14 protein-coding genes are annotated in these 15339 nt (G+C 52.5%); 12 read left to right on the forward strand and 2 right to left on the reverse strand.

Annotation, left to right across the window (positions count from 1 at the left end):
- Window positions 1-2 precede the first annotated feature (2 nt).
- The 9 genes from murD (at window position 3) to lpxC (ending at window position 10295) form a co-directional block, all read left to right on the forward strand.
- Window positions 3-1337 carry a UDP-N-acetylmuramoyl-L-alanine--D-glutamate ligase gene (gene murD, locus ACFFJP_RS03860; RefSeq protein ID WP_377240703.1) on the forward strand — a complete coding sequence of 445 codons (1335 nt, stop codon included), beginning with the start codon at window positions 3-5 and terminating at the stop codon, window positions 1335-1337.
- On the forward strand, window positions 1334-2533 hold the full coding sequence (gene ftsW, locus ACFFJP_RS03865; RefSeq protein ID WP_377240705.1) for a putative lipid II flippase FtsW: 1200 nt from the start codon (window positions 1334-1336) through the stop codon (window positions 2531-2533). The genes murD and ftsW overlap by 4 nt, the downstream gene beginning before the upstream one ends.
- Window positions 2526-3641 (forward strand): undecaprenyldiphospho-muramoylpentapeptide beta-N-acetylglucosaminyltransferase, encoded by a 1116-nt coding sequence (murG, locus tag ACFFJP_RS03870; RefSeq protein ID WP_377240707.1) that lies wholly within the window; start codon window positions 2526-2528, stop codon window positions 3639-3641. The genes ftsW and murG overlap by 8 nt, the downstream gene beginning before the upstream one ends.
- Window position 3642: 1 nt before the next feature.
- Window positions 3643-5100: a UDP-N-acetylmuramate--L-alanine ligase gene (gene murC, locus ACFFJP_RS03875; protein WP_377240709.1), complete on the forward strand. Its 1458-nt coding sequence runs from the start codon at window positions 3643-3645 to the stop codon at window positions 5098-5100.
- A complete protein-coding gene (locus tag ACFFJP_RS03880) occupies window positions 5097-6011 on the forward strand; it encodes a D-alanine--D-alanine ligase (RefSeq protein ID WP_377240711.1) in 915 nt (304 codons plus the stop codon). The genes murC and ACFFJP_RS03880 overlap by 4 nt, the downstream gene beginning before the upstream one ends.
- Window positions 6008-6769, forward strand: a complete 762-nt coding sequence (locus ACFFJP_RS03885; RefSeq protein ID WP_377240713.1) for a cell division protein FtsQ/DivIB — start codon at window positions 6008-6010, stop codon at window positions 6767-6769. Before ACFFJP_RS03880 ends, ACFFJP_RS03885 begins: the two co-directional genes overlap by 4 nt.
- Complete coding sequence (gene ftsA / locus ACFFJP_RS03890; RefSeq protein ID WP_377240715.1) at window positions 6766-8001, forward strand: cell division protein FtsA; 1236 nt, start codon at window positions 6766-6768, stop codon at window positions 7999-8001. Before ACFFJP_RS03885 ends, ftsA begins: the two co-directional genes overlap by 4 nt.
- A gap of 25 nt (window positions 8002-8026) precedes the next feature.
- On the forward strand, window positions 8027-9241 hold the full coding sequence (gene ftsZ / locus ACFFJP_RS03895) for a cell division protein FtsZ (RefSeq protein ID WP_377240717.1): 1215 nt from the start codon (window positions 8027-8029) through the stop codon (window positions 9239-9241).
- A 142-nt stretch (window positions 9242-9383) separates the two neighbouring features.
- Window positions 9384-10295 carry a UDP-3-O-acyl-N-acetylglucosamine deacetylase gene (gene lpxC / locus ACFFJP_RS03900; RefSeq protein ID WP_031568826.1) on the forward strand — a complete coding sequence of 304 codons (912 nt, stop codon included), beginning with the start codon at window positions 9384-9386 and terminating at the stop codon, window positions 10293-10295.
- A gap of 66 nt (window positions 10296-10361) precedes the next feature.
- On the opposite strand, the gene ACFFJP_RS03905 is transcribed toward lpxC, so the two are convergent.
- Window positions 10362-10838 carry a DciA family protein gene (locus ACFFJP_RS03905; protein WP_377240719.1) on the reverse strand — a complete coding sequence of 159 codons (477 nt, stop codon included), beginning with the start codon at window positions 10836-10838 and terminating at the stop codon, window positions 10362-10364.
- A gap of 26 nt (window positions 10839-10864) precedes the next feature.
- Here ACFFJP_RS03905 and ACFFJP_RS03910 point away from each other — a divergent pair, with 26 nt between their 5' ends.
- From ACFFJP_RS03910 to mutT, 3 genes are all read left to right on the forward strand, one after another.
- Window positions 10865-11821, forward strand: coding sequence for a M23 family metallopeptidase (locus ACFFJP_RS03910; protein ID WP_377240721.1), 957 nt, complete (start codon window positions 10865-10867; stop codon window positions 11819-11821).
- A gap of 18 nt (window positions 11822-11839) precedes the next feature.
- Window positions 11840-14551: a preprotein translocase subunit SecA gene (gene secA / locus ACFFJP_RS03915; RefSeq protein WP_377240723.1), complete on the forward strand. Its 2712-nt coding sequence runs from the start codon at window positions 11840-11842 to the stop codon at window positions 14549-14551.
- Between the two features lie 116 nt (window positions 14552-14667).
- Entirely contained in the window at window positions 14668-15057 is a 390-nt protein-coding gene (mutT, locus tag ACFFJP_RS03920; protein WP_377240725.1) for an 8-oxo-dGTP diphosphatase MutT, read from the forward strand.
- Window positions 15058-15068: 11 nt separating this feature from the next.
- On the opposite strand, the gene yacG is transcribed toward mutT, so the two are convergent.
- Complete coding sequence (gene yacG, locus ACFFJP_RS03925) at window positions 15069-15305, reverse strand: DNA gyrase inhibitor YacG (RefSeq protein ID WP_377240727.1); 237 nt, start codon at window positions 15303-15305, stop codon at window positions 15069-15071.
- Between the last annotated feature and the right edge of the window lie 34 nt (window positions 15306-15339).

Here is a 15339-nt window from a genome sequence, read left to right on the forward strand (position 1 = left end):
GCATGACAAAGCTGTTTCAAGGCAAAAGAGTCGCGGTGATTGGGCTTGGGGTGACCGGGCTTGCAACTGTACGTTTTTTGCTGAAACAAGGCGTCAAGCCGGTGCTGATGGATACCCGCTTAAAAGTCGCGGGTATTGAGACCATTCCGGCGGAAAAAGTCGATGGTATTTATTTTGGTGAACTGGACGCGAACCGGTTAGCACGGATGGATGTGCTGCTGGTGAGCCCTGGTCTTGACACCAGCCATCCCGCGATCCGGTTTGCCACAGCGCAAGGCGCACAGCTGATGGGCGACGTGGAATTATTTGCCCTGTGCAATGAAAAACCGGTGGTTGCTGTGACTGGTTCGAACGGCAAATCGACCGTTACCAAGCTGACCGAACATATGCTCAATTGCAGCGGAATGCAGGCCTTAGCTGCTGGAAACATCGGTCTGGCTGTGTTGGATGCGCTGGAAAGAACCGACGCGAAAGTGTATGTGCTGGAGCTTTCCAGTTTTCAACTCGACACGACCCATAGTTTAAAACTGCGTGCTGCAGCCAATCTGAATGTGACTGAAGATCATCTCGATCGCCATGGCACTATGGCCGCTTATACCGCAGCCAAACAACGGATTTATCTGCATACCGATGTAGCGATCTACAACGCTGAAGATCCTCTGACTCGTCCGCTCGGTTGTGCAGCGCCACAAATTGGCCTGAACCTGCAACAACCGCAGGATGGTTATGGTTTGGTGCAGCAGCAGGGTGAAACCTGGCTGCTGGTAGACGGCGCCCCTTTGTTGCCGGTAACCCAGATGTCGATGGTTGGCCGGCACAATCAATTTAATGCACTGGCGTCCTGTGCCTTAGCCTTGGCGGTTGGTTGCCGCCGTGAGGCGCTGGTACAGGCGTTAAAAACCTATCAGCCGTTACCACATCGTTGTGCTTTGGTCGCTGACCATGCCGGTGTGCGTTGGGTCAATGATTCTAAGGCGACCAATGTCGGCGCCACATTGGCGGCGATCGCAGGCCTGCGTGCCGATGTGTCGGGCAAGTTAATTCTGATCGCCGGTGGCGATGGTAAAGGCGTTGATTTTACTGAGCTTGCCACTGTTTTGCGGCAACAGGTGGATCAGGTGATCACGCTCGGACGAGACGGACCGGCTATTGCGGCGTTAGTACCTGGCAGCATCGAAGTCGCCGATCTGACCGCCGCGGTAAAACAGGCTGCGGCACTGGCCCGCGCCGGTGACATGGTGTTGTTATCGCCGGCTTGTGCCAGCCTCGATATGTTTAAAAATTACGAAGAACGCGGCCGTTTATTCGCTGATGCTGTGCAGCAGGTGATCAAATGAAAGCGTGGTTAGTGCAGCAGGGCGATCAGTTAATCGAGCATTGGGTCGACTGGTGGCGCGCGGAAGACGGCGTTAGTTATGACCGTTTTTTCTTTACGCTGATGATCCTGTTGCTCGGAATCGGTTTTGTCATGGTGACCAGCGCCTCAGTGCCTGTGGCGGAACGGCTGTTTGGTGAACCGCTGCATTATGCGATCCGTCATCTGGTGTATATCGTGATCGGTGTCGGCTGCGCTTATCTGGCGTTGAATGTGCCGATAGATCGCTGGTTGCAGGGGAGTATGGTGCTGTTGGTGTTGGGGATCCTCGGGCTGATAGCCGTATTGGCATTTGGCCGTAACGTCAACGGCAGTACGCGCTGGCTCTATGTTGGTCCTATTGGTATTCAGGCAGCTGAGCCAGCCAAATTATTCTTTTTTATCTATCTGTCGAGTTATCTGGTGCGCCGGCACGAAGAGGTCATTGAGAACTTCAAAGGCTTTTTGAAGCCGTTGTTAGTGCTATTCGTGTTTGCAGTGTTGCTGTTGATGCAGCCTGACCTTGGTACAGTGATTGTGATGTTCGGCACCAGCGTGGTGCTGTTGTTTTTAGCCGGCGCCAAACTCTGGCAGTTTTTCGGTCTAATTCTGACTGGTCTGGCATCGATGGCGGTGTTGATTGTCTATAGCGAATACCGCTGGCGACGGGTTACCGCGTTTTTAGATCCATGGGCCGACCCCTTTGGTAGCGGTTATCAGCTGACACAATCGCTAATGGCGTTTGGCCGCGGTGGTTTGTCTGGCCAGGGACTCGGCAATTCTGTGCAAAAACTGGAGTACCTGCCGGAGGCCCACACCGACTTTATTCTGGCCATTATTGCGGAAGAAACCGGTTTGCTCGGTGTCATGACTGTTGCGGGCCTGCTATTCCTGATGTTGGTGCGTGCCTTGTGGATCGGCAAACGTGCGGTGCAAAAAGGTATGAGTTTTCATGGCTTTCTGGCTTATTCCATCGCGATCTGGATTGGCTGTCAGACCTTCGTCAATATCGGCGTCGCGACCGGCGCTTTGCCGACCAAAGGCCTGACGTTGCCATTTGTCAGCTCAGGCGGCAGTAGTCTGGTAATTATGCTGGTGGCTGCTGCCATTGTGCTCAGAATCGATTTTGAAGTACGCCTCAAAGGTAAACATGCGATCAGCGGAGGGGTTCATGCCTGAACTCGCCATGCCGGAGGTTCCGGCGAACGCGCTGAGACCAACAGTTCTGATCATGGCCGGTGGTACCGGTGGTCATATTTTCCCGGCGCGTGCCGTGGCCGATGTGTTGGCTGCAGACGGTTGGATTGTGCACTGGCTTGGCACTGCGGACCGGATGGAAGCGCGGTTGGTACCTGAATTTGGTTATCCGCTGCACACGATCAGCGTCGCCGGATTACGCGGCAAAGGCTGGCGTTCTTTGTTGCAGGCGCCATGGATGTTATGGCGCTCAGTCGCTCAGGCCAGATCGCTGGTGAAACAACTCCGACCTAATCTGGTGCTTGGTTTTGGCGGCTACGCCAGTGGTCCAGGTGGTTTGGCGGCCTGGTTGGATGGCATTCCGCTGGTGATCCATGAACAAAATGCGGTGGCCGGTACCACCAATAAGCTGTTGGCGCGGATCGCCGATCAGGTGCTGGTTGCGTTCCCGCAAGCCTTTTCCAATCTGCCACAGCGAGTTGTGTTGGGAAATCCGGTACGCCAGGCGCTGATTGGGTTAAATCCGCAGAATTATTTGCAGAAAAGCTTAAATATTTTGATCGTCGGTGGTAGTTTAGGCGCTAGGGTTTTTAATCAGGCTTTGCCGCCGATCCTGAAGCAGGCCGCGGCTTCTGGCCAGATCAAGGTGCGTCATCAGACCGGGCAACTTGAACTGGCGCAAACTGAATTGGCATATGCCACAAAGCCGGCAAATCTTGAAGTGCAAGTCACTGCTTTTATTGATGATATGGCTGACGCTTATCGTTGGGCTGATTTGGTGATTTGCCGGGCCGGCGCGCTGACTGTCAGTGAAGTGGCGTGTGTCGGAGTGGCGGCGCTGTTTGTACCGCTGCCGACTGCAATAGATGACCATCAGACGGCGAACGCCAGTGTGTTGGTATCGAAGCAGGCCGCGTTATTGCTGCCTCAGGCTGAATTAAAACCGGAAATATTAGTGCCGCTGCTGCAAAGCTGGTTGTCAGATAAGACTCCACTGGCGCACATGGCACAACTGGCACGTTCTTGTGCCATCGACGATGCAGCCGAGCAGGTTGCAGTTGTTTGTCGACGTCTGACAGGTGTGAATTAATATGATAATGAAAACCATGCACCCGGAAAAAACTGCAATGCGTCGTGTTGATTGCATTCATTTTGTCGGGATTGGTGGTGCAGGGATGGGCGGTATCGCTGAAGTCCTGCTCAATGAAGGTTACAAAATTTCTGGCTCAGATTTGGGCCCGAATCCGGTGGTCGAACGCCTGACGTCATTAGGCGCTGAAATCAAATTTGGCCATGCGGCGGAGAATATCCAGGGCGCCAGCGTGGTGGTGGTTTCCAGTGCAATCAAAACTGATAATCCGGAAGTCAATGCGGCACTGGAACAACGTATTCCAGTGGTACGTCGCGCTCAAATGCTGGCTGAGCTGATGCGGTATCGCCACGGCATCGCCATCGCTGGGACCCATGGCAAAACAACAACGACCAGTCTGGTATCTTCAATTTTCGCCGAAGCTGGTGCAGATCCGACTTTTGTCATTGGTGGTTTATTAAATTCGGCCGGTACCAATGCGCGCCTTGGCACAGGTCGTTACCTGATTGCTGAAGCCGATGAAAGTGATGCGTCTTTCCTGCATCTGCAGCCCATGGCGGCCATCATCACCAATATCGAACCGGACCATATGGAAACCTACCAGGGCGATTTCGAGAAAATGAAATCAACTTACCTGGAGTTTTGTCACAACCTGCCATTTTACGGCGCTGTAGTGCTGTGCATCGATGACCCGGTGTTACGGGAACTGATGCCGCGAATTGGCCGCACTGTGATCACTTATGGTTTTAGCGAAGATGCGGACTACCGCATCAGTGATTTCAGTCAGACCGGCACCAGAACGCATTTTGTTGTGACAGATCCGGCCAAACAGAGCCGTAGCATTGAGTTAAACCTGGCGGGCCGTCACAACGCTTTAAACGCGACTGCTGCTTTTGCCATGGCACAGGATGAAGGGGTTGCCGAAGCGGCCATCTTATCGGCATTCAGCAAATTTGAAGGCATCGGTCGTCGCTTCCAGCAGTATGGCGAGTTTGACACTGGTCGTGGCAAAGTGCTGTTAGTTGACGACTATGGCCATCATCCCAGTGAAGTTGCGGCGACAGTGGCGGCAGCGCGTAATGCCTGGCCAACGCGCCGTTTAGTCATGGCTTATCAGCCGCACCGTTACACCCGGACCCGCGATTTATACGAAGATTTTGCCAAGGTGCTGTCGACAGTCGACAGCCTGTTGTTACTTGAAGTCTACAGTGCCGGTGAAGCGGCCATCGCTGGCGCCGACAGCCGCAGCTTATGCCGCAGCATCCGGGCCCGTGGTCAGCTTGATCCGATCTATGTCGCAACGCCAGCCGATTTACCGGCAGCTTTAGCGGATGTGCTGCAGGACGGCGATGTGCTGATGACGCAGGGCGCCGGTAATATTGGCGCACTGGCCAAACAGCTGGCAGCGCAGCAATTGAATATCGAATTGATGAAACAAAGTGCCGGGAGAGCATCATGAGCAGTAAATTTGGCAAAGTCGCCGTGATGTTTGGTGGCACTTCAGCTGAACGGGAAGTGTCGTTAAAGTCAGGTGCTGCAGTGCTCAAAGCATTACAGGCACAAGGCATTGATGCTCACGCTTTTGATCCAAAAGACCAACCGCTTAGTGCGCTGGAAGCTCAGGCCTTTGACCGCGTTTTTATTGTATTGCATGGTCGGGGTGGTGAAGACGGCACCATGCAGGGCGCCCTGCAACTGCATGATATGCCTTACACCGGCTCTGGTGTGTTGGGTTCTGCATTGGCAATGGACAAAATTCGCTGCAAATTTCTGTTTAGTGCGCATGGTTTACCGACAGCGCCATTTCGTGTCGCACAAAAAGGCGACGACATTGATTACGCCGCAATGCTGGCACAGCTCAATGGCAAAGTGATGGTCAAGCCAGCCAATGAAGGCTCCAGTATCGGCATGTCTGCAGCTAGCACCGCTGCTGAGCTGGAACAGGCCTTGGCGCTGGCGTTTGAATACGACGATGCTGTGTTGGTCGAGCAGTGGATTAACGGCCGTGAATTTACTGTGTCGATGTTAGATGGCCAGGCGTTACCAGTAATTGAAATGCGCACGCCGCGAGCTTTTTATGATTACGAAGCCAAATATCAGTCGAACAGCACCGAATATCTGTGTCCGGCGCCTATTAGCGCTGAACAAACAGCCAGCTTGCAACAATCGGCGATGGCCGCTTTTAAAGCGGTGGGCGCCAGTGGCTGGGGTCGCGTCGATGCGATGCTCGACAGCGACGGCCAGTTCCGTTTACTGGAAGTAAATACCGTCCCAGGCATGACTGAAAAATCGCTGGTGCCGATGGCCGCCCGTGCTGCCGGTTACAGCTTTGAACAATTAGTCGCCAAAATATTAGAGCAAGCGCTATGAGTGCACTGCGTCAGAGTCAGAAAACGCCTTACACCCCGGCTTTTGTCGGCGGTTTGGTGTTTTTTCTCTGCGCATTGGCCTTAGTCATTTGGTTTGGCGTCAAGGTCAGCCAATGGGCACAGCACCAGCAGACGGCCCCGATCAAACAAGTGAAACTCTATGGTGATTTCGGCCATATCCAGCCAGGGCAATTGCACAGTAAGTTGCAGCAGCATCTGGTTGGCAACTATTTCAAACTGGATGTCGACGAAGTCGCCGCTTTTTTACAACAACAGCCGTGGGTGCATCAGGTCGCGGTACGCAAACAGTGGCCTGGAACTCTGGTGGTGGTGGTCACTGAACACAGTCCGGTGGCGATCTGGAACAAAGACTATCTGCTGAACAAACGCGGCGAAGTGTTCCGCGCGCCACTGGAGCAACTGCAGGCCGCTTTGCCAAAACTGTTTGGCCCGGAAGGGGCAGAGCAGGACGCACTGAGTATGTACGGTAAAGTACAGGCGCTGTTGGCGTTACACCAGTTTGATGCGGCCGGGTTATCAGTCACCGAGCGTTTTGCCTGGGAAGTCCAGCTCAGCAATGGCATCGCCCTGAAATTGGGCCGCGAAGATACATTAAAACGGGTACAGCGATTTATCGACCTGTATCCGGTGGTGGTAAAACATAAACCGGAAGCGATAGTACAAGTCGATTTACGGTATGACACAGGATTGGCGGTGCAGTACGCGCCTCCGGTGATAACGGAAAAGAGAAAAGCATGACCAAGTCGTTAGATCGGGATCTGATTGTTGGCCTAGATATCGGCACCTCGCAAATTAAAGCTGTCGTTGGTGAGATCACCGCAGATAACCAGCTGGCGATTGTTGGCGTCGGTACGCACATTGCCCGCGGTATGGATAAAGGTGGTGTCAACGATCTGAATCTGGTGGTGCAATCGGTGCAACGCGCCATCGACGAAGCCGAACTGATGGCCGATTGTCGGGTGTCATCCGTGTATTTAGGCATTACCGGTAAACATATCCGTTGTCAGAACGAAAGTGGTATGGTGCCGATTAACGACACTGAAGTGACGGCTGAAGATGTGGCGAATGTGATCCACGCCGCCAAATCGGTGCCGATTTCAGCAGAACGTCGCTTATTACACGTGTTGCCGCAGGAATTTTCGGTCGACATGCAGGAAGGCATTAAGAGCCCGATTGGCATGTCCGGCGTACGGATGGAAGCCAAAGCGCACATCATCACTTGCGCCAACGATATGGCGAAGAATATTGAAAAATGTGTCGAGCGTTGCAGTTTACATGTTGATCAGCTGATATTCAGCTCACTGGCGTCAAGCTTTGCCATCCTGACCGAAGATGAAAAAGAGCTGGGTGTCTGTGTGGTCGATATGGGCGGCGGGACTATCGATATTTCGATTTACACCAACGGCGCGCTGCGCCACACCGCGGTGATCCCGGTGGCCGGTAATCAGGTCACCAGCGACATCGCCAAGATCTTCCGCACACCGATTGGTCATGCTGAAGATATTAAAATTCAATATGCCTGTGCGCTGCGCAGCATGGTTGGCAAAGAAGAAAACATTGAAGTGCCAAGCGTCGGCGGTCGTCCAGCCCGCAGCATGTCACGTCACACGCTGGCTGAAGTGGTTGAGCCGCGTTATCAGGAATTATTTGAACTGGTGGTGGAAGAGATCCGCGCCAGTGGTCTGGAAGAGCAAATTGCTGCCGGCGTGGTACTGACCGGCGGCACCGCCAAGATGGAAGGTGCGGTCGAATTTGCCGAAGATATTTTCCAGATGCCGGTACGGTTGGGTTTCCCGGCCAATATTACCGGTTTGACCGAGTATGTGAACGACCCGGCTTATGCCAGTGTGGTCGGTCTGTTATTGTATGGCAAAGATGCACGTGCCCAGCAGAAAAAAGCAGTGGCGGCACGGGAGTCGGTTGGTGGTTTTGTGAAAAAACTGACCAGCTGGTTTAAAGGCGAGTTTTGAGTAAGCGTAAAACGGAGAGAGCAACATGTTTGAGTTAATGGAAAACCACAGCGAAGAAGCTGTCATCAAAGTGGTTGGCGTCGGTGGCGGTGGCGGTAACGCTGTCGAATACATGGTTGCCAGCAACATTGAAGGGGTGGAATTTATTGCCGCCAACACGGACGCGCAGGCACTGCGTAATTCGTCCGCGAATGTGACGCTGCAGCTGGGCGCTAACGTCACCAAAGGTTTAGGTGCCGGTGCAAACCCGGACGTCGGTCGTCGTTCGGCTGAAGAAGACCGTGACACCATCAAAAAGACCATCATGGGCGCTGATATGGTGTTTATCGCTGCCGGTATGGGCGGTGGTACTGGTACTGGTGCTGCGCCAATCGTCGCACAAGTGGCCAAAGAGCTGGGTATTCTGACTGTTGCTGTCGTGACCAAGCCATTCCCGTTTGAAGGCAAGAAACGCTCAAATTATGCGGACGAAGGCATCAATGAACTGGCAAAACATGTCGATTCTTTGATCACTATTCCAAACGATAAATTATTAAAAGTCCTCGGCAAAGGTACCAGCCTGCTCGATGCATTTAAAGCCGCCAACAACGTGCTGCTTGGTGCGGTGCAGGGTATTGCTGAACTGATCACGCGTCCTGGTCTTATCAACGTCGACTTCGCCGACGTGCGTACCGTGATGTCAGAAATGGGCACTGCGATGATGGGTACTGGCCGTGCCTCTGGTCCGGATCGTGCCGAAGAAGCTGCCGAACAAGCGATCTCCAGCCCACTGCTGGAAGACATCGACCTGTCAGGTGCAAAAGGTATTCTGGTCAACATCACTGCTGGTTTAGATCTGACCATCGAAGAGTTTGAGATTGTCGGTAACGCCGTCAAAGCGTTCGCGTCTGAGAATGCGACTGTTGTTGTTGGTGCGGTCATTGATCCAGAAATGTCAGATGAGCTGCGCGTGACTGTGGTTGCAACCGGTATTGGCGCAGAGCGTCGTCCTGATATCAGCCTGGTGCATGGTCATCACCGTGCCGAGCCAGTACGCGGTGGTTACAGCGCTGGCACGCCTGCGGGTTATGGTCATGGCGGCAGCGTATATGGCCATGCCGGCAACACGGCCCGTGAAATGCGTGATGCGCAGCCAGCGATGGCAGCCGTAGAAGCGCCACAAAGCAAGCCACAGGCCGATAACAAAGCCAATATTGATATTTTCGACATCCCGGCGTTCCTGCGTAAGCAAGCCGATTAATCGAAAAAATCGTTGGATTTAAGCTGAAACTTTCAGCTTTAAAGCGAGTCTGAAGTCGGACCTGTAGCATTGGCAAGTTTGTTAACATATGCTATGCTTCGCCGCCGTTTGGGATTGTTCAGTTTTTGAACAGGAAAAAATGATGATTAAACAACGCACTATCACGAAGACCATCAGCTCCATCGGAGTGGGTTTACACAAAGGCGAAAAGGTTACGCTTACTCTCCGACCTGCGCCTGACAACACAGGAATTGTGTTCCGTCGTGTCGATCTGAACCCGGTGGTCGACTTTAAAGTCGCACCAGAACTGGTGGGTGACACAGTGATGTGTACCTGTCTGATTAATCCTCAGGGCGTCCGGTTATCCACCACTGAACACCTGATGGCGGCAGTCGCTGGCCTCGGTATCGACAACCTTATCGTTGAGGTTGATTCCGCCGAGATCCCAATTATGGACGGCAGCGCCAATCCATTTGTGTACCTGCTGCTGGAAGCCGGCGTTTCTGAACAGAAACTGGCGAAAAAATTTATCCGCATTAAGAAAACCGTGCGCGTCGAAGATGGCGACAAGTGGGCTGAGTTTAAGCCGCACCACGGTTTTCGCATCGACTTCGCGATCGACTTTGACCATCCGGTCATTGCCGAAACCCGCCAGCATATGAAAGTTGATTTCTCTGCCGCCGGTTTTATTAAAGATATCAGTCGTGCCCGTACTTTTGGTTTCCTGCAGGATATCGAATATCTGCGGGCGAATAATCTGGCGTTAGGCGGCAGTTTTGACAATGCTGTGGTGCTGGACGAATTCCGCGTGCTGAACCAGGATGGCCTGCGTTACGACGACGAATTTATCAAACACAAGATCCTGGATGCGATCGGCGATTTGTATATGGCCGGTTACAGCATTCTTGGTGAGTTTAAAGCCTATAAAACCGGCCATGCGCTGAACAATCAGCTGTTGTGCGCGGTATTAGCCAATCAAGAAAACTGGGAGTTTGTCACTTTCGACAAGCCGGCACAGTTACCTATTTCTTATCTGGCACCGCAACTGGCGTAAACCGGAAACACATTTCAGCAAAAAGGCGACTTCGGTCGCCTTTTGTTTGTGATGACGCTTAGCTCGTCACGATTTTTTGCCGCCCTGTGCCAATGCTGCCAGTTTGCGTAACTTAGCTGCCAGTATGGGGTCAGCATTCTCGGCACTCGCTAATAAATAACCGGCGGCTTGTTCACTGATTTGACGTGCTGCCGGCTCATCTGCCGCAGCTGGCGCCAAGGTCTGATAACGTAAATCCAGATTTGGATTCACTTCAATATCAATGCCCATACATTCAGGCAGGACATTCTGGCGGAATTTCGTTAGAATGTCGTCTTTCTGCATCTTGAGGCTCATGGCCCAACTCGCAGAGCTGCACATAATTTGTACCCGGCCGGCCTGAACCCGGTTCACCTTACAGAAAGTCAGCTTTTCCAGTTGCAGAATCTGCATTAATTCGGTATTAAGGTGTCGCACCATATCTGCTTGCTGTTGCCCCTGATACACAGGGTTTTGTTGCAACAGCGTCATCAGGTCGACCGGTTTGCGCGAATAGCGGGCCATAACAAAAACACAGAAACTGAGGTCCCATGAGTCTAACAGTTTTTCCGGATGACCGACATCATAGCGGTCGTTTTGGAACCACCGCCAGTCAGCGGCTGGTCAGTGCGGCCTTGCTGTTTTGTATTGCCGTCGGTGCAGGTGTGGCTTTAGGCCGGATTTGGACAGATCCAACAACTTACCCGCTGAATCCATTGCCAGGAGCAACCGGTGAAAACGCCGAGGTCTTGGCGATCCGCCAACAAGCCGAGCATCAAATCGCGGCATTAACTGCAAAAGTTGCCTCATTGCAGGCGCAGGTGAATCGCCTGAATATGGTTGGTGAGCGATTGATCGACGCGGCGGATTTGTCCGCAGAACAGTTTAATTTGCGCCAGCCACCACCGATGGGCGGCCCGGCGCAGACCACCAGTACTCAGGGTTTGTTTGAAGTTACGGATATGCTGCAACAGATGTCTGAGCTGGAACAGGATCTAGTGTACGAACAATCCCGCTTCAGTCTGCTTGAATCTCTTGATCTGAATCACCATATTGGATTAAACAGCCAGTTATCTGGCAGACCGGTGCTTGCCGGTTACCTATCATCTGCTTTTGGTGTAAGGACTGATCCGTTTACCGGAGAACCGGCCATTCACCAGGGTGTAGATTTCGCTGGCGAAGAGGGCAGTGCCATCGTCGCGACGGCTGGTGGTATCGTCACTTGGGCTGGCGAACGTTTTGGGTATGGCCGCATGGTAGAAATCGAACATGCCGGCGGTTATCGCACCCGCTATGCGCATGCAAAAGCGGTAAATGTTCAGATTGGCCAATTGGTCGACAAGGGGCAACAGGTTGCTACGCTCGGGAACACCGGCCGATCAACAGGCCCGCATGTGCACTACGAAGTGCTCAGAAATGGTAAACAAATAAATCCGCAGGCTTTTATCGGCCCGCTCAATAACAGACTATATGGCTCTGCCAGGACCGCGCTGCGGTCTCAACATTAAAATAGTGGTACCAGGACAATGTTAGGAAAGCTTTTTACCAAATTAGTTGGTAGCCGGAACGATCGTTATCTGAAAAAACTGCGCAAAACAGTGGATCAGATTAATGCAATGGAAAGCCAGTTTGCCGCCTTGTCTGATGCTGAACTGCAGCAGAAAACCGCGGATTTTAAACAACGGTATGCCGATGGTATCTCGCTTGATGATTTACTGCCTGAAGCCTTTGCCACAGTCCGTGAAGCCAGTAAACGCGTGTTTGGCATGCGTCACTTTGACGTCCAGCTGATTGGCGGTATCGTGCTGCATCAGGGTAAAATCTCTGAAATGCGTACCGGTGAAGGTAAAACGCTGACCGCAACGTTACCAGCCTACCTCAATGCATTGAGCGGTCGTGCCGTACACGTCATTACCGTCAACGATTACCTGGCACGTCGCGATGCAGCGACCAATGAACCGCTGTTTAATTTCCTTGGTTTGACCGTGGGTGTTAACGTGCCCGGCATGCACCATATGGAAAAGCAGCAAGCGTATAATGCTGACATCACGTACGGTACCAACAATGAATTTGGTTTTGACTATCTGCGCGACAATATGGCATTCAGTATGCCTGACCGCGTACAACGTGATCTGGCCTATGCCGTCATTGACGAAGTTGACTCCATCCTGATTGACGAAGCCCGCACACCGCTGATCATCTCCGGTCAGGCCGAGGACAGCTCGGAACTGTATCGCCAGATTGATCAGGTCGTGCCGATGCTACAGCGTCAGGAAAAAGAAGATGCAGAAGGCGAAATGGGCGATGGTCACTACACCATCGACGAAAAGGCCAAGCAGATTTATCTGACTGAACGTGGTCAGATCCGCGTCGAGGAAATTTTGGTCGAACGCGGTCTGATGCAGCAGGGTGATTCGCTGTATTCAGCAACAAACATCACCTTGTTACACCATGTTTATGCCGGCTTGCGCGCGCACAATCTGTTTAAGAAAGACGTCGATTATGTGATTAAAGAAAATCAGATTGTGATCGTCGACGAACATACCGGCCGCACGATGGAAGGCCGTCGCTGGTCTGAAGGTCTGCACCAGGCGATTGAAGCCAAAGAAGGTGTGCGGATCCAGAACGAGAACCAGACGCTGGCTTCAATCACGTTCCAGAACTATTTCCGTCTGTATGACAAACTGGCCGGCATGACCGGTACTGCAGACACTGAAGCTTTTGAATTCCAGACGATTTATGGTCTGGAAACCATCGTCGTACCAACAAACAGACCGATGGTCCGTAAAGATATGCCAGATCTGGTGTACCTGACTGCAGAAGAGAAATATCAGGCGATTATCAAAGATATCGAAGAGACGCGTGCTGCCGCCCGGCCAGTGCTGGTGGGTACAGCGTCGATTGAAAGCTCCGAGTATCTGTCGACTTTATTGCACAAAGACAAGATCCCGCATCAGGTGCTGAATGCCAAATTCCACGCCAATGAAGCGCAGATCATCGCTGAAGCCGGTCGTCCGGGCACAGTGACTATCGCGACAAACATGGCCGGTCGTGGTACCGATATCGTGCTCGGCGGTAACTGGCAGTCTGATGTGGCGAAGTTGGACAATCCAACAGAAGAACAAATTGCGGCGTTAAAAGCAGAATGGCAACAACGCCACGATGCAGTGATTGCTGCGGGTGGTTTACATATCATTGGTACAGAACGGCATGAATCACGCCGGATCGATAACCAGCTGCGTGGTCGTGCAGGTCGTCAGGGTGATGCCGGTTCCAGCCGTTTCTACCTGGCACTGGATGATGCATTAATGCGTATTTTCGCGTCAGATCGCATGGCCGGCATGATGCGTAAACTCGGCATGGAGCCAGGCGAGGCGATTGAGCACCCGCTGGTCAGCCGTGCTATTGAAAACGCCCAGCGTAAAGTTGAAGCGCGTAACTTCGATATTCGTAAGCAACTGCTTGAATTTGATGACGTTGCCAACGATCAACGTAAAGTGGTGTACGAGCAGCGCAATGAGTTACTGGCTGCTGATGATATTACCGAAACTATCGCTGCGGTGCGGCAAGATGTCGTTGAGACGGTGATGAGCCAGTATATTCCGCCACAGTCTTTAGATGAAATGTGGGATATTCCTGGTCTTGAAGCACGTTTCCGCAAAGATTTTGGCATTGATATGCCGATTGCTAAATGGCTGGCTGACGACAATAAACTGTTTGAAGAGAAGCTGCGTGAGCGTATTCAGGATGTCGTAGAGAAAACTTATCAGCTCAAAGAAGAGATGGTGGGTGTGTCGGTACTGCGTCAGTTTGAAAAGGCCGTGATGCTGCAAAGCCTTGATACACATTGGAAAGAACATCTGGCAGCCATGGATCATCTGCGTCAGGGCATCAATCTGCGTGGTTATGCGCAGAAGAACCCGAAACAGGAATACAAACGCGAGGCCTTTGAACTGTTCTCCACTATGCTGGATCAGTTGAAACTGGACGTGATTGGTGTGCTGAGCCGCGTACAAATCCGTGCGCCGGAAGATGTTGAAGCCGTTGAAGAACAACGTCGTAAAGCCGAGCAGATCGAGATGGAATACCAACATGCCGAAGCTGAGCATGTGGGTGGTGAAGTTCCGGCGACGCCGCCAGGACCTGTGTTCCGCGAAGCCGAAAAAATCGGTCGGAATGATCCATGCCCTTGTGGCTCGGGTAAAAAATACAAACAGTGTCATGGTAAGCTGAGCTGATAAAGCCGGCCAAACCAGGGAAAAAGCAGAGCTCGCTCTGCTTTTTTTATGTCCGGGGGTTACCCGGAGCTTTTCGGTGGTATTCAGGCAGAATCACCGGCAAATGAGGAAGAACGATGAAATCTATCCATGTCGCTGTTGGCGTGATCACGCGTGGTGAGCAAGTGTTTATCAGCAAAAGACCGGAACAGCTGCATCAAGGCGGGCGCTGGGAGTTTCCAGGCGGCAAAGTAGAGAGCGGCGAAACGGTATTGCAGGCATTGCATCGCGAGCTGTGGGAAGAAGTTGGCTTGGTGGTGACAGACGCAGTGCCGTTATTGCAGCTGGAGTATGATTATCCGGAAAAACGTGTCTTACTGGATGTATGGCACGTGAGCAACCCACAAGGCGACGGTGAGGGGCGTGAAGGCCAACAAGTGGCCTGGGTGCATCACAGCGTGTTACAGGAGCATCAGTTTCCGGATGCAAATGCCCCGATCCTGGCCGCTGTTGCCACGTTGTTTTAACGACATTCCGCTCAGTCTTTAAAGAACTGATTGTCCTGTTGCATCAGTTCATCTTCCAGTGCCAACAGGTCGGCGTCGCCAATACCAGCTTCTAGAGGTTGTTTATCGGCGATGCGCCGGCTCTCGCTGGCCCATTCACCCAAATCTATTAAGCGACAGCGATCACTGCAAAAGGGCCGGTACTTTGACTCCGGCTGCCAGATCACAGCAGTCTGACAAGTCGGGCATTGCACAATAGTAGGAGACATCAGGAGGTTACTCATCGCTGGAAAAACAGAGCGC

It is taken from the genome of Rheinheimera tilapiae (assembly GCF_042432165.1).
Taxonomy (GTDB): domain Bacteria; phylum Pseudomonadota; class Gammaproteobacteria; order Enterobacterales; family Alteromonadaceae; genus Pararheinheimera; species Pararheinheimera tilapiae.

Coding starts and splice junctions, on each gene's coding strand:
- murD (WP_377240703.1), top strand. CDS start 3: ATGACAAAGCTGTTTCAAGGCAAAAGAGTCGCGGTGATTGGGCTTGGG.
- ftsW (WP_377240705.1), top strand. CDS start 1,334: ATGAAAGCGTGGTTAGTGCAGCAGGGCGATCAGTTAATCGAGCATTGG.
- murG (WP_377240707.1), top strand. CDS start 2,526: ATGCCTGAACTCGCCATGCCGGAGGTTCCGGCGAACGCGCTGAGACCA.
- murC (WP_377240709.1), top strand. CDS start 3,643: ATGATAATGAAAACCATGCACCCGGAAAAAACTGCAATGCGTCGTGTT.
- ACFFJP_RS03880 (WP_377240711.1), top strand. CDS start 5,097: ATGAGCAGTAAATTTGGCAAAGTCGCCGTGATGTTTGGTGGCACTTCA.
- ACFFJP_RS03885 (WP_377240713.1), top strand. CDS start 6,008: ATGAGTGCACTGCGTCAGAGTCAGAAAACGCCTTACACCCCGGCTTTT.
- ftsA (WP_377240715.1), top strand. CDS start 6,766: ATGACCAAGTCGTTAGATCGGGATCTGATTGTTGGCCTAGATATCGGC.
- ftsZ (WP_377240717.1), top strand. CDS start 8,027: ATGTTTGAGTTAATGGAAAACCACAGCGAAGAAGCTGTCATCAAAGTG.
- lpxC (WP_031568826.1), top strand. CDS start 9,384: ATGATTAAACAACGCACTATCACGAAGACCATCAGCTCCATCGGAGTG.
- ACFFJP_RS03905 (WP_377240719.1), bottom strand. CDS start 10,838: ATGGCCCGCTATTCGCGCAAACCGGTCGACCTGATGACGCTGTTGCAA.
- ACFFJP_RS03910 (WP_377240721.1), top strand. CDS start 10,865: ATGAGTCTAACAGTTTTTCCGGATGACCGACATCATAGCGGTCGTTTT.
- secA (WP_377240723.1), top strand. CDS start 11,840: ATGTTAGGAAAGCTTTTTACCAAATTAGTTGGTAGCCGGAACGATCGT.
- mutT (WP_377240725.1), top strand. CDS start 14,668: ATGAAATCTATCCATGTCGCTGTTGGCGTGATCACGCGTGGTGAGCAA.
- yacG (WP_377240727.1), bottom strand. CDS start 15,305: ATGTCTCCTACTATTGTGCAATGCCCGACTTGTCAGACTGCTGTGATC.